This is a genomic window from Micromonospora sp. NPDC048894 (assembly GCF_040649765.1).
In the GTDB taxonomy this organism is placed as follows: Bacteria; Actinomycetota; Actinomycetes; order Mycobacteriales; family Micromonosporaceae; genus Micromonospora; species Micromonospora antibiotica.
In genome coordinates this window covers 428,384-450,265 of sequence record NZ_JBEZFY010000005.1, presented here as the reverse complement: position 1 = coordinate 450,265, position 21,882 = coordinate 428,384, and the positions used below count along the sequence as shown (strand labels likewise).

The following is a 21,882-nucleotide window of genomic DNA, read 5'->3' as shown; positions in this document are numbered from 1 at the left end:
TCACGAAGCCTCGATTCCCGCTGCTGGAGGATTGTCGGTGCCTGGGTGGACCCCGTCGGGTACGACATGTCGTCAGCTCCTTCCGGTCGGCTTCACGCCCAGCCAAGCAGCGGCCCGTCAGTGGGGCAACCCGGTTTCCGGCGGGCGGGCCAGGTCCAGCGTCCAGTGCCGGGTACGGATCACCTGCTCGTTGAACTCGACGTCCTCCTCGCCGCGCGGGGTGAATCCGAGTGCCCGGCAGATCCCGTTGGACGGGCCGTTGGTGACGGCCGGGAAGGCGTGCACGGTGTCCCACCGTCGCTCGGCCCGGGCCTGGTCGAGCAGCGCGCGGACGCCCCGCTTGGCCAGGCCCCGGCCCTGGAACTCGGGCAGCACCATCCAGCCGATCTCGGCGGCCGTCCCGTCGTCCGGCGCGGGCCGCCAGAGGGTGACGGTCCCGGCGACGGCGTCGTCCACCACGATCATCTTGATCAGGGCGGTGCCGTCGGCGGCCAACCGGGCGTCCCGGCGGACCTGCCGGGTCACGTGGGCCGGCGGCAGCGGCCCGCCGAGTTCGGCCATCATCACCGGGTCGCAGCGCATCCGCAGGTACGCCTCGACGTCGGTGGCCAGCACGTCACGCAGGAACACGCCGCACCTGCCCCCGCCGGCCACAGTGGAGAGTCGTCCGCATGGGCCGAGTATTCCAGGGACCGCCCGATCCGGGGGTCAGGCGGAGCGGGGTGGGCACCCGTCGGCGGCGCGGCGGGAGGGGCGGGTCGGCGGGCGGGTCGGTGGCCGGCAGCGCGGGGGCGGTCAGGAGATGTAGTGCAGGATCACGTTGTGCACGTGGTGGCTCTTCTGCGCCCCCCGGAACTCCACCTCGTAGGTGTGGGTGCCGACGTGCACCGCGATCGAGCCGGTGGAGAAGAACTCCCCGCCCCACGACTTGTTGCTCACCACGCTCACGCTAGTGATCTTGGAGTACGGGATGCTGGTGATCGCGAACTTCTTCCCCACGAATGACCGGTCCTGGATGATCACCCGCCGGTCGGTCAGGCCGATGAACCCGGTGCCGGTGCCGACGGCGTCGTAGACGGCGATGATCTGTTCCCCGTCGAGCAGTCCACTGCGGATCTGGTTGAACTGCTCCTTGCGGTCGTACGTCGCATTTGCCATGGAATCCACGGTAGGAGGTGCCCGCCAGCGTCGGCGGTTGCCCGCCGGTTGGCCCCGTCGACTAGTCTCCCCATGCCTGGCCAGACGCGGGCGACGGGGGAGGGAAGCGGCGTGACCAGCGAGCATTCCGAGGCGCAACCCACCGACGAGGCCCGGCCGGAGCCCTCGTCGGCACCGACCGGTGGCGCGGACGCGGCTGCGCCCCGCCGGGCGGGCACCACCGACGTGCCCGACTGGGAGCCGTGGCCGCAGCGGCCGCCCACCCGGGGCCGGCTGAACCGGATGGCCGTCGTCACCCTCGTGTTCGGCCTGCTCGGCGGGGTGCTCGCGCCGGTCACCGCCGTGTTCGCGCTGCGACGGATCAGGCGCGAGGGCGAGCGGGGGAAGGGTCTGGTGACCGCCGGGCTGGTGCTTCTCGGCGGCTGGGTGCTGGCCGGCCTGGTGGCGTGGGGCGTCACGACGACCGGCACCGACCCGGACACCGGGCTGCGGGGGCTACGGGTGGGGGACTGCTTCCGGGTGCCAACCGGGGCCACCGCCAGCCGTACCGCGCCGGAGCAGGTCACCCGGGTCGGCTGTGACGCGCCCCACAACGCCGAGTACGTCGACGACTTTCCGGCGTACGAACGCTCCGCCGACGAGCGTTACCCCGGCGCGGCGGCGCTCTCCCAGCGGGCGGAGACGCTCTGCCGGCAGCGCCAGCGCAGCTACGTGGTGGACCCGCTGGGGTTGCCCGCCGAGGTGCGGTTGAGCTGGTACCTGCCGACCCGGGTCGACTGGTCCACCGATCCCACCATCACCTGCTATCTGACCTCACCGACCCAGCTGTCCCGTCCGCTGCGGATGGACAGTACGGTGCTCGACCCGGCGCAGCTCGGCTACCTGCTGGCCAGCCGGGACTGGACCGAGGCGCGGGCCGCCCTGGTGGCCAGCGGGTCGACCGCCACCCCGGCGACGTTGCGTGACGCGGTCCGCCGGGCCGAGGGCACCCACACCGACATGTGGTTCCGGTTGCGCCGGGAACCCTGGCCGGAGGCGGTCCGGCCGGCGATGGAACGGCTGCTCACCGAGATGGAGCAGGACGAGCCGGCCTGGCGGGACGCCGACGGCGAGCCCGACCGGGGCAGGCTGCTCCAGATCGTGGCACAGGCGGGGCAGCACCCGGACCCGGCCACCGAGCTCGCCGTACGCCAGGCCCTTCGGTTGCCCACCGCGCAGGGTGAACCGATGCGGTGACCGTGACCGACGGTGTCGAGTTGACCACTCGGTGGGGGTGGGTCGGACGTTCCGGGGAGCTGGTCGGCCGCTGATCGGCCCTAGGCTGAGGCTGGTGGCGACGGTGCGGTGGCGGACGGGGGCCGACGATGACGGGGGTGGCCGTGGGCGTGCTGCCGTCGGACGGGTGCCCGCCGTCGCGGGGCGCTCAGTCCGCCGTCACCGCACGGTACGCGTCCTCGATGCGGGCGGCGAGCAGCACCTCACCGTCGGTGAGTGGCTCGCCGTCGCCGTGGCCGACCCGGATGCGCGTCTCGGTGTCCTGTCGGCTGATGTCCGGTCGCAACCGCAGCGCGTCCGCGACGACCTTGACCCGCTCGGTCAGCTCCGCGTGCTGGGAGTCGTCCATTACCAGGGTGCGGCGGATCTGCTCACCGTCACGGGTCCACCCGTGCAGGAGCGTGAGGGCGTCACTGAGATAGTCGTGCTTGGTTCGGCTGGTGAACAGCGCACGCATCACCGCACCTCCCAGGCGCCGTTGCCGGCTTGTGGCCAAATCGTCGCCGTCCCGTGTCCTCGTGGTGTTAACAGTCTGTCGACCTGACGGCGGTGTGTCCACGCCCACACTTCCGTCTCTTATTGGCCTACCGGTCGAGGACGGTACCCAAACCGACGATTGATCTGGCACGCTGGACGCCCGTGCAGACCGAACGGTGTAGCGGTGACGGGCAGACCGACCGGCGTGAGCCGCGGGTGGTCGTGGGTGCGGCGATCATCTCCGCGGGGCGGGTGCTCGCCTGTGCGCGCACCGCGCCCCCCGAGGTCGCCGGCATGTTCGAGTTTCCCGGCGGCAAGGTCGAGCCGGGCGAGAGCGAGACGGCCGCGCTGATCCGCGAGTGCGCCGAGGAGCTGGCCGTCCGGGTGGAGATCGGCGACCGGATCGGCCGGGACGTCCGGATGGCCCACGGCCGGTCGGTGTTGAAGGTGTACGCGGCCCGCCTGTTGCACGGCGACCAGCCGCGCGCGCTGGAACACTCCGCGCTGCGCTGGCTCGCCGCCGGTGAGCTGGACAGCGTCACCTGGCTTCCCGCCGACGCGCCGATCGTCGCCGCCCTCCGCCCGCTGCTGGCCGCCGACTGACGGGTCGGCCACCCGGGTGCGGACGGCGACGGGGGCCGCGGCTTGCGCCGCGACCCCCGTCGTCTGTCGTGCCCGTTGCGGGCCCGCCGGGTGGCGTCAGTGCTTGCGGGCCCGCCGGGTGGCGTCAGTGCCTGTCGCCCTCGCCTGCCGGCTTGTCGTCCTGGCTCGGGTGGGCGAAGTTGAGGTGCTCCGGCGGCAGCGGGAAGGTGACGTCGTCACCGAACGGCGACGGGGCCGCCGCCCGGTCGAAGGTCAGCTCCGTCAGCGGGAGCCTGCCCCGGTCGTCGACCGCCGGCATCGTCGGGTGCGGGACCTCGCGGTGCCAGTTCACACCCTGCTGCGCCTGGGCCTCCGCGGCCGGGTCGCCGGAACCGCCGGCGTGCGAGTGGACCCCGGTCTGACGAGCGCCGCTGTGCACCACGGACCCCTTTCCCGCGCTGTTCGCGGTGCTCTGGGGCGTCTCGCCCCGACGGAAGATCTTGCTACCGAGCCATACCAGGGGATCGTACCTGCGGTCGACGACCCGTTCCTTCATGGGGATGATCCCGTTATCGGTGATCTTGATGTGCTCGGGGCAGACCTCCGTGCAGCACTTGGTGATATTGCAGAAGCCGAGCCCCTGCTCCTGCTGCGCGTACTGCTTGCGGTCGGTCTTCGCGTCCAACGGGTGCATGTCCAGCTCGGCGGCCCGGATGAAGAACCGGGGGCCGGAGAAGGCCGGCTTGTTCTCCTCGTGGTCGCGGATCACGTGGCACACGTTCTGGCACAGGAAGCACTCGATGCACTTGCGGAACTCCTGCGAGCGCTCCACGTCGACCTGCTGCATCCGGTACTCGCCCGGGGCCAGGTCGGCCGGCGGGGCGAAGGCCGGCGTCTCCCGCGCCTTTTCGTAGTTGAACGAGACGTCCGTGACCAGGTCCCGGATCACCGGGAAGGTCCGCAGCGGGGTGACCGTGACGGTCTCCGACTCCTCGAACGTCGACATCCGGGTCATGCAGCTCAGCCGGGGCTTGCCGTTGATCTCCATCGAGCAGGAGCCGCACTTGCCCGCCTTGCAGTTCCACCGGCAGGCCAGGTCCGGCGCCTCGGTGGCCTGGAGCCGGTGGATGACGTCGAGGACGACCTCGCCCTCGTTCACCTCGACCGAGTAGTCCTGGAGGTCACCGCCGGTCTCGTCGCCCCGCCAGATGCGGAACTCCCTCTTGCTTCCCATCAGTTCGCCTCCTCGGTGAGGGCGTCGAAGTCGGCCAGCTCCTCGTCGGTCAGATACTTGGCCAGCTCGGTCCGGTCGAAGAGACCGATCAACTCGGCCCGCATCTTCGGCAGCGGCTTGTGCTCCAGCCGGACGGTGTCGCCGTCCAGGGCGCAGACCAGGTTGACCCGACGCCAGCTCGGATCCATGGTCGGGAAGTCCTCGCGGGTGTGCCCGCCGCGCGACTCCTGCCGCTCCAGCGCCGCCTTCGCGGTGCACTCCGAGACGACCAGCATGTTGCGCAGGTCCAACGCCAGGTGCCAGCCCGGGTTGTAGCGCCGGCCGCCGGCCGCGCTCACCTTCGCCACCCGCTCGCGCAGCTCGGTCAGCCTGTGCAGCGCGTCGACCAGCTCGCCCTCCCGGCGGATGATCCCGACCAGATCCCCCATCACCGCCTGGAGGTCCTGCTGCAGGGTGTACGGGTTCTCCCCGGTGTCCCGCTGCAACGGCGCCAGCGCCGCCTCCACGGCGGTCTCCACCGCACCCACCGGCACCTTCGGCCGCGAGGTCAGCTGATCGGTGTACGACGCCGCGTGCCCGCCCGCCCGCTTGCCGAAGACCAGCAGGTCGGACAGGGAGTTGCCGCCCAACCGGTTGGAGCCGTGCATGCCACCGGACACCTCACCAGCGGCGAACAGCCCCTGCACGGTGCCGTACGCGGCCCCGGAGTCCGGGTCCACCTCGACGCCGCCCATCACGTAGTGGCAGGTCGGCCCGACCTCCATCGGCTCGGCCGTGATGTCGACGTCGGCCAGTTCCTTGAACTGGTGGTACATCGACGGCAGTCGGCGACGGATCTCGTCGGCCGAACGCCGGGAGGCGATGTCCAGGTAGACACCGCCGGCCGGCGTACCCCGACCGGCCTTGACCTCGCTGTTGATCGCACGGGCGACCTCGTCGCGGGGGAGCAGCTCCGGCGGGCGTCGGTTGTTGTCCGGGTCGGTGTACCAGCGGTCCGCCTCCTCCTCGGTCTCCGCGTACTGCTTGCGGAAGACGTCGGGGACGTAGTCGAACATGAACCGCTTGCCGTCGGAGTTCTTCAGCACCCCGCCGTCACCGCGCACCGACTCGGTGACCAGGATGCCCTTCACCGAGGGCGGCCAGACCATGCCGGTCGGGTGGAACTGGAGGAACTCCATGTTGATCAGCGTGGCCCCGGCGCGCAGGGCCAACGCGTGCCCGTCCCCGGTGTACTCCCAGGAGTTCGAGGTGACCTTGTAGGAGCGGCCGACGCCGCCGGTGGCCAGCACCACCGCCGGGGCCTCGAACAGGATGAACTCCCCGGACTCCCGGTAGTAGCCGAACGCCCCGGCCACCCGGTCGCCGTCGAGCAGCAGCTCGGTGACGGTGGTCTCGGAGAACACCTTGATCCGGGCCTCGTAGTCGCCGAGGTCGCGCTTGTCCTCCTGCTGGAGGGAGACGATCTTCTGCTGGAGGGTGCGGATCAGCTCCAGGCCGGTCCGGTCACCGACGTGCGCCAGCCGGGGGTACTCGTGCCCACCGAAGTTGCGCTGGGAGATCTTGCCGTCCTTGGTCCGGTCGAAGAGCGCCCCGTACGTCTCCAGCTCCCAGATCCGCTGCGGCGACTCCTTCGCGTGCAGCTCGGCCATCCGGAAGTTGTTGAGGAACTTGCCGCCGCGCATGGTGTCGCGGAAGTGCACCTGCCAGTTGTCCCGGCTGTTCACGTTCCCCATCGCGGCAGCCGCGCCGCCCTCGGCCATCACGGTGTGCGCCTTGCCGAAGAGCGACTTGGAGATGATCGCGGTCTTCTTGCCGGCGAGCCGGGCCTCGATCGCCGCGCGCAGGCCGGCGCCGCCGGCCCCGATCACGACGACGTCGTAGTGGTGTCGTTCGATGCGAGTGGTAGTGGTCATGTCGCCGCGCCCTCTAGTTGATGAACCGCAGGTCGGTGAACCAGCCGGCGGCGATGGCCATCACGTAGAAGTCGGTGAAGGCCAGCGTGCCGAGGGTGATCCAGGCGAGCTGCATGTGCCGGGTGTTCAGCTTGGACACGAACGTCCAGGCCCGGTACCGCACCGGGTGCGCGGAGAAGTGCTTGAGCCGCCCGCCGATGATGTGCCGGCAGGAGTGGCAGGAGATCGTGTACGCCCACAGCATCACCACGTTGACCAGCAGGACGATGTTGCCCAGCCCGAAGCCGAAGCCCTCGGGCGAGTGGAAGGCCAGGACCGCGTCCCAGGTGTTGATCAGCGAGATGATCGCGGCGGCGTAGAAGAAGTAGCGGTGCAGGTTCTGCCCGAGCAGCGGGAACCGGGTCTCCCCGGAGTAGGACTTGTGCCCGTCCGGCACCGCGCAGGCCGGCGGCGACAACCAGAACGACCGGTAGTACGCCTTGCGGTAGTAGTAGCAGGTCAACCGGAACAGCAGCAGGAACGGCAGGGTCAGCGCCGCGTCCGGGATGATCCACCAGCCGGGCAGGAGAGTGCCGAAGTGCGAGGAACCCTCGACACACCGGTCGGTCACACAGGGGGAGTAGAACGGCGTCAGGTAGTGGTACTGGTCCACCCAGTACCACTTGTGCATGAACACCCGGACGGTCGCGTACGCCACCCAGGCGCTGAGCCCGACGACGGTGATCAGGGGGGCGAACCACCAGCGGTCGGTCCGCAACGTCTTCGCCGCGATGGCGGCGCGCGCCCGCGCACCCCGCGGCTTCGTTGCCGTTGATGTCATTCGAGTCGTCTTCCTGACGGGACGGGCCCTCGCGGGCGGGCGGTTCACGTTCCGTGCCGGTCAGTGGACCGGCCGGACCGTGTCCACTGCCGCGTCGTGCGCAAGCAGGCGACCACGCCGGGACATCGGCGCAGCTAAGTGACACACGTTACGCCGATCATCACGGTCGGGCCGCGCAACGCAGTGTCCCGTGTGTCCCGCACCTTGGAAAGACCCGGACCGTGATCAATCCTGACCGGTTGCGGCCAACCGGCCACACCCCCCGGCGGACCAGCGGGAACCGGTCAGCCCGAGGCGCCACCGGTGAAGTTCCACGAGGCCAGCCGCAGCGGTGGTCCCTCCCACCAGCCGCCGTCGGTGCGGTCCGGCTGGCGGACCGGCCGCCGGCCGAGGCCGAGCACCGTGCCCGGCCCCAACGCCCGGGGGTACGACTCGGTGAAGCGGAAGTTCCGCACCGCCCGCACCGGCACACCGTCCTCCACCAGCCACACCCCGTTGCGGGTCAACCCGGTGATCACCAGGCTCAACGGGTCGAGCACCCGGGTGTACCAGAAGTCGCTGACCAGCAGCCCCCGGGTCATCGGGGCGACCAGCGCGGCGGTGTCCGCATCCACCACCGCCCCCGGCACCGGGTCGCCGGTCGGGTCGCCGTCTGTCGCCGGGTCCACCGCCCCGCCGGTCGGGCCGCCGTCGGGTGCCCCGAGCAACCGCAGGTTGCTGGGGACCGGGCCGAAGGTGGACCCGTCAGGCGTCCCGTGCCCGGTCGACGTCGTGCCCGCCGCGACGGCGCTGCGCCGGTCGTGGGCCACCGCACGGGTGGTGCCCGCCTCGACCAGGGTGAGCGCCCGACGCGGGGTGCCCTCCAGGTCGAACGGCAGCGTGCCGGTCGGGTCGTCGACCAGGGTCACCGCCGGATCGAACTGGGCGGTGCCGGGGCGGGCGAACGACTGACGTTCGACGTACCGCTTGCCGTTGAAACCGGACCAGGCGAGATTCTGCAACAGGTCGGCCACGGCGGCCGGTTCGAGGACCACCTCGTACCGGCCCGGGGGCAGCTCGACCGGGTCGGCGGCGGCCCGTGCCTTCGCCGCCGCCCGGACCCCCAGGAGCGTGCCGTCCACCTCGTCGAGGCGACCGGCGCAGAGCCGGGCCACCCCGTCCGCGCCGCCCGTGCGGGCGATGCCGTCCATCGCCGCCTCGGTGGTGCGCCCCTGCGCCGACTGGCCGGCCGAGTTGGCGAACGCCCCCGACCGGTAGGAGGTGCGGCAGTAGCCGGCTGCCTCCAGCCCGCCCACCGCGTCGACGAAGGCCCGGACCCGGTCGGCGCGGTCCGCCGGCTCGGCGTAGGCGGTCGCCTCGTCGAGCAGGCCGTTGGAGTGGACCGCCGACGGTGGGGTCAGCCCCGGCCAGGCCGGGTCGGGCGGGCAGAGCCGGGCCGCGGCGAGGGTCCGCCCGACCAGGGCGCGCAGCCCGTCCGGGTCGACCAGGCTGCCGCCACCGGTGGCCGTGCGGCCGTCGACGTGCACCCGCAGCCGCACCGTCACCTGAGACCCGGCGACGTTCTGGTGGATGAACGAGTTGGCGAACCGGGTCAGCGCCAGGTCGTGCCGGACGACGATGGCCTCGGCCTCGGCGGCCGGCCCGGCGAGCTGGTGGACCAGCTCCACCACCCGGGCGGCGACGTCCAGCTCGGTCGCCCCGGCGTCCCGCAGGCCGGTCATGCCCGTACCCCCACCCGGACGCCCCGGAACCGGGCCGGTGCGGCCGGATGGCCGGTGTGCCCGATCTGGCCGGGCTGACCCTTGCCGCAGTTCGGGGTGCCCCACGGGACGATCTCGGAGGAGAGCATGTCCATCGACCGCCAGAACAGCGGCCCGATGCCGGTGTAGGTGGGGTTGCGCAGCATCCGGCCGCGCCGGCCGTTGCGCACCTCCCAGGCGATCTCGCAGCCGAACTGGAAGTTGAGCCGCCGGTCGTCGATCGACCAGGACCGGTTGACGTCCATCAGCACCCCGTCGTCGGTCGCCGCGATGATCTCGTCGAGGGTGTGCGGGCCGGGTTCCAGGCCCACGTTGGTCATCCGCACCATCGGCAGCCGGGCCCAGCCGTCGGCGCGTACGCTGCCGCCGTGGTCCAGGCCGGCGACGGCGGCCGAGTCCCGGCCGGCGAGCACCCCGACCCAGCGGCCTTCGCGTACCGCGTCGCGTTTGACCGCCGGGGAGCCCTCGTCGTCGAAGCCGAAGCTGCCCAGCGCGCCGGGGATCGTCGGGTCGATGGTGACGTTCATCAGCTCGGAGCCGTAGCGCAGCGAGCCGAGCTGGGCCAGGTCGAGCCAGGAGGTGCCGGCGAACGCCGCCTCCCAGCCGAGGATGCGGTCCAGCTCGATGGCGTGCCCGACCGACTCGTGGATCTGCAACGCGAGCTGCTCGTCGCCGAGGATCAGGTCGGTCTCGCCGGCCGGGCACTCCGGGGCGGTGAGCAGCGCCCGGGACTCGTCGGCGATCCGGGCGGCGTGCCCGGTCAGATCCAGCGACTCGACCAGCTCCCAGCCGGTGGTGCCGTACTGGCCCCGGTAGCTCGGCCAGGAGCGGCGCTGGGTCTCGTGCTCGCCGATCGAGGTGGCCGAGATGCCGCCGCCGCACTCGCGGATGTGCTGGTCGATGCGGTGCCCCTCGCTGGAGACGAACCACTTGCGGGTGTCCCAGACCTGGTAGAGCCCCTGGGCCAGGTCGGCCCCCTGCCCGCGGGCCGCCTCGGTGGCCCGGACCAGCAGGTCGCCCTTGTCGGACAGGGCCACCCCGAGCGGATCGACGGCGCAGTCGGAGGCCCAGCTCGCCACCACCGGCTCGGCCGGGGTCAGCGTGATCGGCGGGCCGGGCACCCGGGCGCTCGCGGCGGCGACCTGCGCGGCCCGCCGGCCGGCTTCGCGCGCCGCCGCGTCGGACAGCTCGGGTACGGCGTGGAAGCCCCACCCCGACCCGACCAGCGCGCGCACCCCCAGGCCGAGGCTCTCGTCCTGGGTCAGCTCCTCGATGTCGCCGTTGCGCGCGGACATCGACTCGTAGCGCAGGTGCATCACCCGGGCGTCGGCATACCGGGCGCCCGCGTCGAGGGCGGCCTGCACGGCGGCGGCTGCGGCATCGAACTCGGTCATGGACCGACCCTAGCGAGCCGACCGACATCCGTCAGGGCACCAGCTCCTCCGGGCGGATCGTGGCCTGCACCGGCTCAAGCAGGCGCAGGGTTTCTCCGCGTTTGGTGGCGGAGTGTTCCGTGTAGTGGCGGCCCCGCCGACGGTAGAGGCGTAGCGTGCCGGTCTTCTGCTCCACCAGCAGGTACCACTCGATGCCGGCTGCCGCGTAGTAGTGCATCTTCAGGACCTTGTCGGTGGACGCGTTGCTCGGCGAGATGATCTCGCAGATGAGGTGCACTTCATCTGCCTCGATCATGAGCACGTCCAGATTCACCGGGTCGGTGATGATGAGGTCGGGGATGGGGATGCGGCCGGGCCGGAGTCGAACGTTCACCGCCTCCAGCAGTTCCAGACCGACCTTCTCGGCCGCCGGTTCGAGTATGTTGCCCAGTTTGCGCGAGATGCGCTGGTTGCGGGGGGTGGGGGCTGGGGTCACTTGGAGGCTCCCGTCGAAGAGTTCGACGCGTTGGGACGTCTCATCGAGGGAGAGGTACTCCTCTTCGGTCCACGGTCCGTCGTGGCCGAACACCGCTGCGGTCATGGTCGGTCACCTCCACCTCGTGTCGCCGGGCATCCTCCATCGGGCACCATGGCCATGGTCGCACCCCGGGTGCGACAGGCGGGTGACGACACCGCACGGCGACGCGGGGCCGCGACGGCGGGCGCGCTGGTTCGGGCGGGGCGGCCGGGGCGCGCGGCGGGGTCATCGGGTCGTTACGCTGTGGTCCGCTGTCAGCTCACGGTCCGTAGCTTATTTTCAGCCTCGGCTCTTTGTTGTAGGTTCCCTACAACCCGAGGGAGGCGGTCGTGGACAGTCCGCAAGCAGCGCCGCCCGGTCCGCCGGACGCCGGCCCGGCCGTGCCGGGACAGCGCGTCGGCGACGAGCCGTACCTGCGGGTGGACGACCTGCGGGTGCGGTTCGACACCGCCGACGGTGTGGTGCGCGCGGTCGACGGGGTGTCCTTCACCGTCCGGCGCGGCCGGACGCTCGGCATCGTCGGCGAGTCGGGCTCCGGCAAGAGCGTCACCTCGCTGGCCGTCCTCGGCCTGCACGACCCCCGGCGCAGCACCGTCACCGGCGCGATCACCGTCGGCGGCCGGCAACTCGTCGGCCTCCCCGAGGACCGGATGCGCCGGCTGCGCGGCCGGGACGTGGCGATGATCTTCCAGGATCCGCTCTCCGCGCTGCACCCCTACTACACCGTGGGGCGGCAGATCGCGGAGGCGTACCGGGTGCACCACCCCCGGGCGGGGCGGCGGGCGGCACGGGCCCGTGCCGTGGACATGCTCGACCGGGTGGGCATCCCGCAGCCGGCCCGCCGTCACGACCAGTACCCGCACGAGTTCTCCGGCGGCATGCGGCAGCGGGCGATGATCGCGATGGCGCTGGTCAACGACCCGGCGCTGATCATCGCCGACGAGCCGACCACCGCCCTGGACGTGACGGTGCAGGCGCAGATCCTCGATCTGCTCGCCGACCTCCAGGCCGAGTTCCACACCGCGATCGTCCTGATCACCCACGACCTGGGGGTGGTCGCCCAGGTCGCCGACGACGTGCTGGTGATGTACGCCGGTCGGGTGGTCGAGCAGGGCAGCGCGGCACAGGTGCTCCGCCGGGCGCAGCATCCGTACACCTGGGGACTGCTCTCCAGCGTGCCGTCGCTGCACGGCGACCCGGACGCGGACCTGGTGCCCATCCCGGGCAACCCGCCCTCCCTGATCCACCTGCCCCCCGGCTGCGCGTTCCACCCGCGCTGCCGGTACGCCGGCGACCGCTCCCGCGCCGAGGTGCCGCGCCTCGTCCCGACCGGCGCGGACGGCCACCTGGTCGCCTGCCACCTGCCCCCCGACGAGCGCACCCGCCTGGCAGCCGGGGCTTTGAGCGAGAGGCGGCTGCCATGAGCGCGAGGAACGTAGCGCAGCGGAGTCCCGCAGTCGCTGGCGAGAGGCGGCTGCCATGAGCGCGAGGAACGTAGCGCAGCGGAGTCCCGCAGTCGCGGGCGAGAGGCGGATGCCGTGAACGCGGCCGAGCCGTTGTTGCGGGTGCGGGGGTTGACCAAGCACTTCCCGGTACGCAGCGGCCTGCGGTCCCGGGGGCTGGTGCGGGCCGTCGACGGGCTCGACTTCGACGTGCGGCCCGGCGAGACGTTGGGGCTCGTGGGGGAGTCCGGCTGCGGTAAGAGCACCACCGGCCGGATGCTGGTCCGGCTGCTGGAGCCGACCGCCGGGACGATCGAGTTCGCCGGCCGGGACATCACCCACGCCCGTCGGCGTGAGCTGCGCCCGCTGCGGCAGGACCTCCAGATCATCTTCCAGGACCCGTACGCCTCGCTGAACCCCCGGCACACCGTCGGGCGGATCGTGGCGATGCCGTTGCAGGTCAACGGGATCGACCCACCCGGCGGGGTGAAGGCGCGGGTCCGGGAACTGCTGGAACTGGTCGGGCTCAATCCGGAGCACTACAACCGGTACCCGCACGAGTTCTCCGGTGGGCAGCGGCAACGGATCGGGATCGCCCGCGCGCTGGCCCTGCGACCCAGGCTGATCGTCGCCGACGAGCCGGTCTCCGCCCTCGACGTCTCGATCCAGGCACAGGTGGTGAACCTGCTGCGGGACCTGCAACGCGACCTCGGCCTGGCGTTCGTGTTCATCGCGCACGACCTGGCCGTGGTGCGGCACTTCTGCCAACGGGTCGCGGTGATGTACCTGGGCCGGATCGTGGAGATCGGCGACCGGGACGACATCTACCAGCGACCCCGGCACCCGTACACCCGGGCGTTGCTGTCGGCGATCCCGGACGTGGGCACGCTCGGCCCGGCCGGGCGGATCAGGCTGACCGGGGAGGTGCCGACGCCGCTGGACCCGCCGTCGGGGTGCCGGTTCCGTACCCGGTGCCCCCGGGCGCAGGAGGTGTGCGCCCGCGAGGAGCCGACGCTGGTGGCCCGCGACGAGGCCCGGCAGGCGGCCGCCTGCCACTTCCCGGAGGCCGGACCGCCGACCCCGTCCCACCCGGGCGCGGCCGGTCCGGGCGGTGCCGTCGTGGACGCGACGCCTGCGGGCGACGGTGCGGGTCGGCTGGACGGGAACGCCGGGGAGGTGGCGCGATGAGTGTGTCCCCGGTCGATCCGGCGGCGCTGGCCGAAGCCGAGACCGGGACGGGGCCGGGTGGCGACCGGTCCGGGCCCGGGTTCGTCGGACGCTCGCCCGGACAGCTCGCCTGGGCCCGGCTGCGGCGCGACCGGACCGGGCTGTTCAGCGGTGCGCTGCTGGTCTTCTTCGTGCTGGTGGCGCTCGCCGTCCCGCTGATCGAGTGGGCGTACGGGGTCGGACCCCGGGAGCAGTTCCAGTCCCGGTTGGACGGGTTCGGGATGCCGCTCGGTTATGCCGGCGGGGTGACCGGGGAACACTGGTTCGGGCTGGAGCCGGGGCTGGGCCGGGACATCTTCATCCGGCTGGTGCACGGGCTGCGTACCTCACTGTTCATCGCCGTGGCGGCGGCGGTGACCACGGCGGTGATCGGTGTCGTGCTGGGCACCGTCGCCGGCTACCTGGGCGGCTGGGTGGACGCGGTGGTCAACTGGGTCACCGACCTGACCCTGGCGATGCCGTTCCTGATCATCGCGTTGGCGTTGACGCCGACCCTCGCGCTGCGCTTCTACGGCCAGCGGGACGAGGTGCCGGCCGCGTTCCAGATCGGGGTGCTGATCGCCGTCTTCGCGCTGTTCGGCTGGACGAGCACCGCCCGGCTGGTGCGCGGGCAGGTGATCGCGCTGCGCGAGCGGGAGTTCGTGGAGGCGGCGCGGGCCAGCGGCGCGGGGCTGGGACACATGCTGTTCCGGCAACTGCTGCCCAACCTCTGGGCGCCGATCCTGGTGTCCTTCTCGCTGGCGGTGCCGGCGTACGTCACCGGCGAGGCGGCGTTGTCGTTCATCGGGGTCGGGTTGACCGACGCCACCCCCAGCTTCGGCCGGATGATCTACCGCAGCCTGGACTACCTCCAGACCGACCCGGCGTACGTCTTCTTCCCCGGCGTCACGATCTTTGCGCTCGTGTTCGCCTTCAACCTCTTCGGTGACGCGTTGCGCGACGCGCTCGACCCGAAGTCGTCCCGGTAGGAGGGCGCGGCGGTGGCGCGGTTCCTGGTCAAGCGGCTCTTCTCGGCGACGTTGACGCTCTTCGCGGTGAGCGTGCTCAGCTTCCTGATGTTCTTCGCCCTGCCCCGGGACCCGGTCACCGGCATGTGCCCGAAGAACTGCAACCCGGAACGGTTGGAACGGGTCCGTCAGGAGTTGGGCCTGCGCGACCCGCTGATCAGCCAGTACGCCGGCTACATGAAGGGCATCGTCACCGGCCGGGACCTCGGCAGCGCCCAGGGTGGCCGGTGCGACGCGCCCTGCCTGGGCTGGTCGTACGTGTCCAACGAGGCGGTCAGCGACACCATCTCCCGGGTGCTGCCGGTGACGTTGAGCATCGTCGTCCCGGCGGCGGTGCTGTGGCTGCTGCTCGGGGTGGGCCTGGGTGTGGTGTCGGCGCTGCGCCGGGGCACCTGGCTGGACCGGGCGGCGATCGGCTTCTCACTGACCGGGGCGTCGTTGCAGCTGTACTTCGTGGGGGCGGTGCTGCTGCTGGTGTTCGTCTACACGCTGCGCTGGCTGCCGGTGCCCAGCTACACGCCGCTGCTGGACGACCCGGTGCGCTGGGCCAGTGGCCTGGTGCTGGCCTGGCTGGCGCTGGCGTTCCTCTTCTCCGCCATCTACGCCCGGCTGTCCCGGGCGCAGATGCTGGAGACGCTGTCCGAGGACTTCGTCCGCACCGCGCGGGCCAAGGGTCTGTCCCAACCCACGGTGTACGGCCGGCACGCGCTGCGCGCGGCGATCACCCCGGTGGTGACCATCGCCGGCCTGGACGTCGGCGGCGCGCTCGGCGGCACGGTGATCACCGAGACCACCTTCGGCCTCAACGGCATGGGGCGCACGGCGGTCGACGCGGTGCGCGCCGGTGACCTGCCCACCATCATGGCGACCGTGCTGATCGCGGCGGTCTTCGTGGTGCTGGCGAACGTGCTGGTGGACCTGCTGTACGCGGCGATCGACCCCCGGGTACGGCTGCGCTGAGCCGGCGGGCGGCCTGTCGGGTGCAGCGCACCCGGCCCGCCGGGCGACAAGAGTTGTCGACATCTGTTAGACAGTCCGAAGTTTTTCTTCTTGACGATCCTCGGGACGTCGGCGTTCACGCCCGACGGTGACGGGGTGGAGGAGGTAGGAATGCGACCACGCGCAGCAGCCGCCGCAGGCGGCGCGATCGCCCTGGTGGTGGCGTTGGGGGCCTGCTCGGAGAACACGGGCGAAGGCACCACCGTGGACACCGGCCGGCAGCAGACCGGGGTGATCGCCACCGACCCGAAGGACTCGCAGGGCCCCGCCGCCGAGGTGGCCGGCGCGGCGAAGGGCGGCACCTTCACCGTCATCCGGGAGACGCCCATCTCCCACCTGGACCCGCAGCGGACGTACTCCTTCGCCGGGCTGATGGCCAACCCGCTCTTCGCCCGCTACCTGACCACCTGGAAGGACGACGGCAAGGGTGGCCTGGTCCTGGTCGGTGACCTGGCGCAGACCCCCGGCAACAACGTCAACAGCGACTGCCGGGTCTGGGAGTTCACCGTCAAGGACGGGGTCAAGTTCGAGGACGGCAGCCCGATCACGTCCAAGGAGATCGCGTACGGCATCGCCCGCTCCTTCGACCCCGACCTGACCGGCGGCCCCACCTACCTGCAGGAGTGGCTGGCCGACAGCCCGCAGTACGACACGAAGTGGGACTTCGCGAAGAACAGGACGTCGCTGCCGCCGGGCCTGACCACCCCGGACGCCAAGACGGTGCGGTTCGAGTTCGCCAAGCCCCGCTGCGACCTGCCGTTCGCGGTCTCGCTGCCGACGACCGCGCCACTGCGGCCGGACCGGGACACCGGGGTCAACCTGGACCAGAAGCCGTTCTCCTCCGGACCGTACAAGATCGCCAAGAACCAGGCCGGGGTGCAACTCACCCTGGACCGCAACCCGCACTGGGACGCCGCCACCGACCCGGTCCGCCACCAGTATCCGGACCAGTTCGTCTGGACCTTCGGGCCGACACCCGACGCGGCCGTCAACCGGGTGATCGCCGACAACGGCACCGACCAGAGCGCGCTGGCCTGGAACTACGTGCCCGCCTCGCTGGTCGCGCGGGTCGCCCAGGACCAGGCCCTCAAGGCGCGGAGCATCCTGTCCCCGACGCCGAGCGCCAACCAGTTGGTGATCAACAACCAGCGGGTGACCGACCTCGCGGTCCGGCGGGCGCTCAACTACGCCATCGACCGGGACGGCCTGGTCAAGGCCCTCGGTGGGCAGACCGTCGCCCAGCCGATGACCACCCTGATGCCGCCGTCCACCATCGGCTACCAGGCGTACGACGCCTACCCGGCCGGTGCCAACGGCGACGTCGACAAGGCCAAGGAACTGCTCGGCGGGAAAACCCCGGAGCTGGTCCTCGGGGTGGCCGACAGCGCCACCGAACAGCAGATCGGCACCCAGCTCAAGGGCAACCTGGAACGCGCCGGCTTCAAGATCACTGTGCGGAACATCCCGGACGACGCGAAGCTCGACGAGATCAAGAAGAAGAACAACCCGTGGGACCTCTACATCGGCAACTGGGCCGCCGACTGGCCCAGCGGCGCGTCGATCCTGCCGGTGCTCTACGACGGCCGCACCATCAAGGCCGAGGGCAACAGCAACCAGGCGTACTTCAACGACCCGGCGGTCAACGCCGAGATCGACCGGATCCAGGCGATGCCCCCGGCCGACCAGGGGCCCGAGTGGGGCAAGCTCGACCAGCGGATCATGACCGAGTACGCCCCGGTGGTGCCGCTCTTCGTCGACGTGGCCTACACGGTCCACGGGTCCAAGGCCGGCGGGGTCTTCATCTCCAGCGTCTTCGGCTACCCGTCCTTCGTCAACGCCCACGTCAAACAGTGACGCCACCCTGAGCCGGCGGGCTCCCTCCCCGGTCGGCGTCGGGAGGGAGCCCGTCGGCGCTCGTGGGCGCGCTGAGTGGTAATGGCGGCGTCCGTCGAAGCTTGTACGACTCGTACGATTTGCGCAATTGGTGACATGAGCGAGCCCGCCGCCAGCTCGGGCCGCTCCGAACCGCGAAGGTGGTTGCACTTTTTTCACTTCAGGGGATGATGGTGATGGCGTCGAACGGTAGGGAGGGGCTATGGCTGCGGAAGCGATCATGCCGGGGGACAGCGAACGCCATTCGCTTACCGAGTTGGTCAGCCTGCTCCACGACGGCTCGGGGGCTTTGGCGGTAACCCGTGGTGGGGTGCAGGTCGAGGTGTCGTCGTCCGTGCGGGACGTGTTGACCCGGATCGCCGATGTCCTGGCCTCCGGTCGGGGGGTGGCAATCGTGCCGGTGGACCGGGAGTTGACGACCACCGAGGCAGCGGGGTTGCTCGGAGTGTCCCGTCCCACCCTGATCAAACTGCTGGAGGCCGGCGAGATCGGCTATTCGCGGCCGAACTCGTCGCGCCGGATCCCGCTTGACCAGGTTCTGGCCTATCGGGATCGGCGTGGGCAGGCCCGGCGGGCGCTCCTCGACGAGTTGACTGCAGACGCGGTCGAGATGGGCATGTACGGACAGCCCGCACCGGTCGAGACGGATGACGCGGCCTGACGGGTGACGACGATCGCGGTCCTGGACGCCAACGTTCTGATCCCCAACGCACTGTGCGACTTCCTGTTGCGGCTGGCTGAGGAAGACCTCTATCAACCGCGCTGGTCACCGGCCATTCTTGCGGAGGTCCGACGACACGTGCCGGTGCCGGCAGCCGCGATCGACCGGCGAATCGCGTTCATGAACGCGGCCTTCGAGGACGCATTGGTCACCGGCTACGAGCACCTGATCGACCAGATGCGCAACGACCCCAAGGACCGGCACGTGCTGGCCGCTGCGGTGGCAACCGGAGCAGACTCGATCATCACCTGCAACCTGCGGGACTTCCCCCTCGCCGCCTGCGAACCCCACGGGGTGGTCGCCGAACACCCCGACACCGTTCTCCTCGATCTGTGGGCCCGTGAGCCGCGAACCCTGCTGCGGATTCTCGGCGAGCAGGCGGCCGGCACGGGCCGACGTGGTCGTCAGTTGACGGCCCACCAGGTATTGGACTACCTGGCCAGCGCAGGCGCACGACGCTTCGCCGCGACGGTCCGACGAAGCATGCCACCCATGGACGGCCCTGTGGCGGCGGGGGAATCGCCCCCTCGCGCCCTGATCGGTGAGTAGTGGGATCCCGAACGGAGGCACATGGCGTCAAGAGACTACTCGGGCGGGGTGTTGTAGCGGTCGAGCGTCGTCTTGGACGTCGAAGCGTCCTGGAAGGTCAGCTCCCAGGGGCCCGTGTTGACGTCCATGTCCTTGCCGAACCCGACCCACTTCCCCGCCATCCGCCGGCCGGTCGGCTCCACCAGCAGTTGGATCGCGCCGTGGTAGCGGGCTCCCCGGTAGTGGCCGGCGGGGTCGGTCTGCTCCACCCAGGTGCCGGTGACGACGGCACCGTCCACGCTGAGATCCAGCGACAGCGACGAGGCCGCCGAGCCGGGCAGGCTGCGCACGGTCAACCGGTCACCGTGCTGGAGCACGACTATGAAGTGCTGCCCGGCGAAGGACTCGCCCCGGCTGCTGGAGTGGTATTGATAGCGGCTCAGCCACACCCCCTCGTGTGACCCGTGCACGGCGGCTGATCTGGGCGTCGGGGTGGCCAGGTCGCCCATGGGCGAGGTGAGGCCGTTGCCGCCGTGGGGATCATCCACCGCGCCGCCGTCCGGCATCGCGGCGAAACCGAGCAGTGTGATGGGCAGGCCGGTGACGACCTCCAACGCGCGGGCGTAGAGGGGCCGAGGGGCGGCGATCACCCCGGCCTCCCAGCGTTGGACGAGTCGCTTGTTGGCGTCATTGGGCTCGCCGACGCGGTGGCCGGCTGCTTGGAGCGCACGGGCGAAGTCGTCCTGGCTCATCCGCATCCTGGTCCGGACCGTACGCAGCGTGATGTTGGGGGCAGCCATGCCGGTCACCGTACCGCTCTGTCGCCTTAATGTCGTCCACTAAGTGACCCTATTGTCACTCCTTATGCCGCCGCGCATGGCGACACTCCAGCGTCAATCTATGAAGCACGCGTTGGCATGAGCTTGCCGCCGCGATGTTGATGGGGGTGACGATGAAGCGTCGTGGCGACGGGTCGACGACGGGCCGGGGCGAGCAGATCGACGCCGCCGAGCGGGAGGCGGCGCGGCAGCGGATTCTGGCGCAGGCCGAGGCGGAGCGGATACCCGTAGAGGAGACGTCGGCCGGATCAGGGCGGCGTTGTCGACGTACGAGATGGCACTTGGTCGGCCGACGGCGGGCCGGGAGGTGCCGTCGACGGATCGACTGGCGCGGGCGGTGGAGCACGCGTGGACGACATTCCAGCAGGCCCGCTACCCGCGCCTCGTGGAGTTGCTGCCGGGGCTGTTGACCGAGGTGCACCGCGCCCACGTGCGGGACCCGGAGGCGGGTCGGGCGGCGGTGGTGCAGGCGTACCGGGTGACGGCGGCGCTGCTGGTGAAGCTGGACGAGGGGAGTCTTGCCTGGATGGCCGCCGAGCGGGCGATGTGCGCCGCCACCGGTGAGCGGGTGTTGCTGGCGGGTGCGGCGGTGCAACTCGGTCAGGTGCTGCGGGCGTCGGCGGGGGCGCGGTCCGTGATGTTGGCTGCGGCCTACCAGGTGGCCCCGGCCGACCCTGACGGTGGTACGCCGCAGGAGTGGTCGCTGTGTGGGTCGCTGCTGGTGCAGGCCGCATTGATCGCGGCGCGGGCCGGAGACGACCGGGCGGCCGGTGAGCTGTTGAACGAGGCCGCCGAGATGGCCGCCCGGGTGGGCGACGGGCACGACCACCACCGGACGGGGTTCGGGCCGGCTGCCGTCGAGGCGGGACGGGTCACCGCCGCCGTGGAGTTGGGCGACGGCCCGCAGGCGGTCGCCCGGCACGATGAGGTGATCGGCTGGGAGGGGTGGCGCTGGCTGCCGGTCGAGCACCGGGCCGCGCACCTGGTCGACGCCGCTCGCGGGTACCTGCTGACCGGCGATGCGGTCAGCGCGGCGCGGGTGCTGATCCGCGCCGACAGCATCGCTCCCGCCGAGGTCCGACACCGGCCGGCGGTACGGGAGGTGGTCGCCCAGGTCGCCCACGACCCGCACGCCCCCACCACGATCACCCCGCTCGCCGTCAGTCTCGGACTGCTCTGAGGCTGCCGACGCCGGTGTAGACCCGCCACCCGGCCCGGCCTCGGCTGGAGATCGTGCTGGATCCAGGAGGTAGTGGCTTCCGGCGACTGCGAGGCCACTACCTCCTGGATCCAGCGTGACCTTGGGTGAAATCGGGTCACGGCTCCGGCGGGCGGGTGGGCTCCAGCGTCCGGGAGCCTCCGCGCGGATCGTCAGTCGACCCTCAGAGCCAGCAGGGCGCTCCTCAACTCGTGTTCGAGGTACCGGCGAGGGTCGCCGTCGGCGACCATCAGCAGGTAGCCGTCCTGCTTGGTGGGTATCCCCGGCACGGAGAACCGGAACTGGCAACTGCCGCCAGGGAACGCCCGGGCATCGGTCAAGCGTCCGCCGGCGAACCCGGCTCCGGCGGTGACGATCACCGCTGCCCCCTCCTTGACGCCGGCATGGTCGCCCGTACCGGCGCAGCCGCCGTGCCCGTCGGCGACGAAGGACGCCCCGTCGCCGAGCAGCACCGTGCCGGAGGCCACGAAGGTCTCCGTCGGCGGCCGGCTCGCCGAGGCAGGGGTACGGGACTTGTTGCTGTTCACGAACATGCCCACCGCGAGCAGGAGCCCAGCCGCAGCCCCGGCCCACATCCAGCCGGCACGCCGCGCGGTCGGCTCTGGACGCAACGTCTGCATGTCATCTCCGGGTTCGGGGCGGCGGAATCACCGGAAAGTCTGCGCGAACCCGCCCCCCACCGCAGCCCTGTTTCCGTTCCCCGTCCCACCCGGTGACCGGTTGCTCGCCCCGCCCCGGTGATCAAGAGGTATGCGTCAGAATTCGGCCGCAGAATGACGTAAACCTCTTGATCACCGGGGCGGGGGTGGGGTGGGGTGGGGGTGGGGTGGTGGTGACGTTGACGCGGCGGGCTTTCGGGGCCGCCTGCCGAACGCGT

General features: G+C 71.3%; 21 protein-coding genes. 10 read left to right on the top strand and 11 right to left on the bottom strand.

Translation table 11 applies throughout. The annotated features are described in order from the left end of the window. Nucleotides 1-117: 117 nt before the first annotated feature. The gene (locus AB0C22_RS14120) at nt 118-630 is read right to left on the bottom strand and encodes a GNAT family N-acetyltransferase (protein WP_219464633.1); all 513 of its coding nucleotides are present in this window, start codon (nt 628-630) and stop codon (nt 118-120) included. 165 nt (nt 631-795) lie between these two features. Then, nucleotides 796-1,158 carry a PH domain-containing protein gene (locus AB0C22_RS14115; protein WP_208568026.1) on the bottom strand — a complete coding sequence of 121 codons (363 nt, stop codon included), beginning with the start codon at nt 1,156-1,158 and terminating at the stop codon, nt 796-798. A 111-nt stretch (nt 1,159-1,269) separates the two neighbouring features. On the opposite strand from AB0C22_RS14115, the gene AB0C22_RS14110 reads away from it, so the two are divergent. After that, nucleotides 1,270-2,394, top strand: coding sequence for a septum formation family protein (locus tag AB0C22_RS14110; RefSeq protein ID WP_357535183.1), 1,125 nt, complete (start codon nt 1,270-1,272; stop codon nt 2,392-2,394). A 187-nt stretch (nt 2,395-2,581) separates the two neighbouring features. Here the strand turns inward: AB0C22_RS14110 and AB0C22_RS14105 are convergent, their stop codons facing one another. After that, nucleotides 2,582-2,890 (bottom strand): 4a-hydroxytetrahydrobiopterin dehydratase, encoded by a 309-nt coding sequence (locus AB0C22_RS14105; RefSeq protein ID WP_357535181.1) that lies wholly within the window; start codon nt 2,888-2,890, stop codon nt 2,582-2,584. Between the two features lie 182 nt (nt 2,891-3,072). On the opposite strand from AB0C22_RS14105, the gene AB0C22_RS14100 reads away from it, so the two are divergent. Next, on the top strand, nt 3,073-3,513 hold the full coding sequence (locus AB0C22_RS14100; RefSeq protein ID WP_357535179.1) for a (deoxy)nucleoside triphosphate pyrophosphohydrolase: 441 nt from the start codon (nt 3,073-3,075) through the stop codon (nt 3,511-3,513). Between the two features lie 124 nt (nt 3,514-3,637). Here the strand turns inward: AB0C22_RS14100 and AB0C22_RS14095 are convergent, their stop codons facing one another. From AB0C22_RS14095 to AB0C22_RS14070, 6 genes are all read right to left on the bottom strand, one after another. Further along, the gene (locus AB0C22_RS14095; protein WP_208568030.1) at nt 3,638-4,726 is read right to left on the bottom strand and encodes a succinate dehydrogenase/fumarate reductase iron-sulfur subunit; all 1,089 of its coding nucleotides are present in this window, start codon (nt 4,724-4,726) and stop codon (nt 3,638-3,640) included. Then, entirely contained in the window at nt 4,726-6,639 is a 1,914-nt protein-coding gene (locus tag AB0C22_RS14090; RefSeq protein WP_219464630.1) for a fumarate reductase/succinate dehydrogenase flavoprotein subunit, read from the bottom strand. The genes AB0C22_RS14095 and AB0C22_RS14090 overlap by 1 nt, the downstream gene beginning before the upstream one ends. 13 nt (nt 6,640-6,652) lie before the next feature. Next, the gene (locus tag AB0C22_RS14085) at nt 6,653-7,459 is read right to left on the bottom strand and encodes a hypothetical protein (RefSeq protein WP_204957815.1); all 807 of its coding nucleotides are present in this window, start codon (nt 7,457-7,459) and stop codon (nt 6,653-6,655) included. 284 nt (nt 7,460-7,743) lie between these two features. Continuing rightward, nucleotides 7,744-9,180 (bottom strand): metallopeptidase TldD-related protein, encoded by a 1,437-nt coding sequence (locus AB0C22_RS14080; RefSeq protein WP_357535176.1) that lies wholly within the window; start codon nt 9,178-9,180, stop codon nt 7,744-7,746. After that, entirely contained in the window at nt 9,177-10,613 is a 1,437-nt protein-coding gene (locus AB0C22_RS14075; protein ID WP_357535174.1) for a TldD/PmbA family protein, read from the bottom strand. The genes AB0C22_RS14080 and AB0C22_RS14075 overlap by 4 nt, the downstream gene beginning before the upstream one ends. Nucleotides 10,614-10,644: 31 nt before the next feature. Beyond that, nucleotides 10,645-11,193, bottom strand: coding sequence for a Uma2 family endonuclease (locus AB0C22_RS14070; protein ID WP_357535172.1), 549 nt, complete (start codon nt 11,191-11,193; stop codon nt 10,645-10,647). A gap of 317 nt (nt 11,194-11,510) precedes the next feature. Here AB0C22_RS14070 and AB0C22_RS14065 point away from each other — a divergent pair, with 317 nt between their 5' ends. From AB0C22_RS14065 to AB0C22_RS14035, 7 genes are all read left to right on the top strand, one after another. Next, nucleotides 11,511-12,554 carry an ABC transporter ATP-binding protein gene (locus AB0C22_RS14065; RefSeq protein WP_357535289.1) on the top strand — a complete coding sequence of 348 codons (1,044 nt, stop codon included), beginning with the start codon at nt 11,511-11,513 and terminating at the stop codon, nt 12,552-12,554. A gap of 114 nt (nt 12,555-12,668) precedes the next feature. Then, the gene (locus AB0C22_RS14060; RefSeq protein ID WP_357535170.1) at nt 12,669-13,760 is read left to right on the top strand and encodes a dipeptide ABC transporter ATP-binding protein; all 1,092 of its coding nucleotides are present in this window, start codon (nt 12,669-12,671) and stop codon (nt 13,758-13,760) included. Further along, nucleotides 13,757-14,767, top strand: coding sequence for an ABC transporter permease (locus AB0C22_RS14055; RefSeq protein WP_357535168.1), 1,011 nt, complete (start codon nt 13,757-13,759; stop codon nt 14,765-14,767). Before AB0C22_RS14060 ends, AB0C22_RS14055 begins: the two co-directional genes overlap by 4 nt. A gap of 12 nt (nt 14,768-14,779) precedes the next feature. Further along, nucleotides 14,780-15,766, top strand: a complete 987-nt coding sequence (locus AB0C22_RS14050; RefSeq protein ID WP_219464623.1) for an ABC transporter permease — start codon at nt 14,780-14,782, stop codon at nt 15,764-15,766. Between the two features lie 150 nt (nt 15,767-15,916). Beyond that, nucleotides 15,917-17,659: an ABC transporter substrate-binding protein gene (locus AB0C22_RS14045; RefSeq protein ID WP_357535165.1), complete on the top strand. Its 1,743-nt coding sequence runs from the start codon at nt 15,917-15,919 to the stop codon at nt 17,657-17,659. Nucleotides 17,660-17,900: 241 nt separating this feature from the next. After that, nucleotides 17,901-18,359 carry an excisionase family DNA-binding protein gene (locus AB0C22_RS14040; RefSeq protein ID WP_357535163.1) on the top strand — a complete coding sequence of 153 codons (459 nt, stop codon included), beginning with the start codon at nt 17,901-17,903 and terminating at the stop codon, nt 18,357-18,359. A gap of 3 nt (nt 18,360-18,362) precedes the next feature. Continuing rightward, nucleotides 18,363-18,968 carry a PIN domain-containing protein gene (locus AB0C22_RS14035; RefSeq protein WP_219464620.1) on the top strand — a complete coding sequence of 202 codons (606 nt, stop codon included), beginning with the start codon at nt 18,363-18,365 and terminating at the stop codon, nt 18,966-18,968. 35 nt (nt 18,969-19,003) lie between these two features. Here the strand turns inward: AB0C22_RS14035 and AB0C22_RS14030 are convergent, their stop codons facing one another. Next, nucleotides 19,004-19,747, bottom strand: a complete 744-nt coding sequence (locus AB0C22_RS14030) for an XRE family transcriptional regulator (RefSeq protein WP_357535161.1) — start codon at nt 19,745-19,747, stop codon at nt 19,004-19,006. A gap of 313 nt (nt 19,748-20,060) precedes the next feature. Between AB0C22_RS14030 and AB0C22_RS14025 the strand changes: the two genes are divergently transcribed. Beyond that, a complete protein-coding gene (locus AB0C22_RS14025) occupies nt 20,061-20,966 on the top strand; it encodes an XRE family transcriptional regulator (protein ID WP_357535159.1) in 906 nt (301 codons plus the stop codon). A 191-nt stretch (nt 20,967-21,157) separates the two neighbouring features. Here AB0C22_RS14025 and AB0C22_RS14020 read toward each other — a convergent pair whose 3' ends face one another. Continuing rightward, complete coding sequence (locus tag AB0C22_RS14020) at nt 21,158-21,625, bottom strand: hypothetical protein (RefSeq protein WP_357535156.1); 468 nt, start codon at nt 21,623-21,625, stop codon at nt 21,158-21,160. Nucleotides 21,626-21,882: the final 257 nt, after the last annotated feature.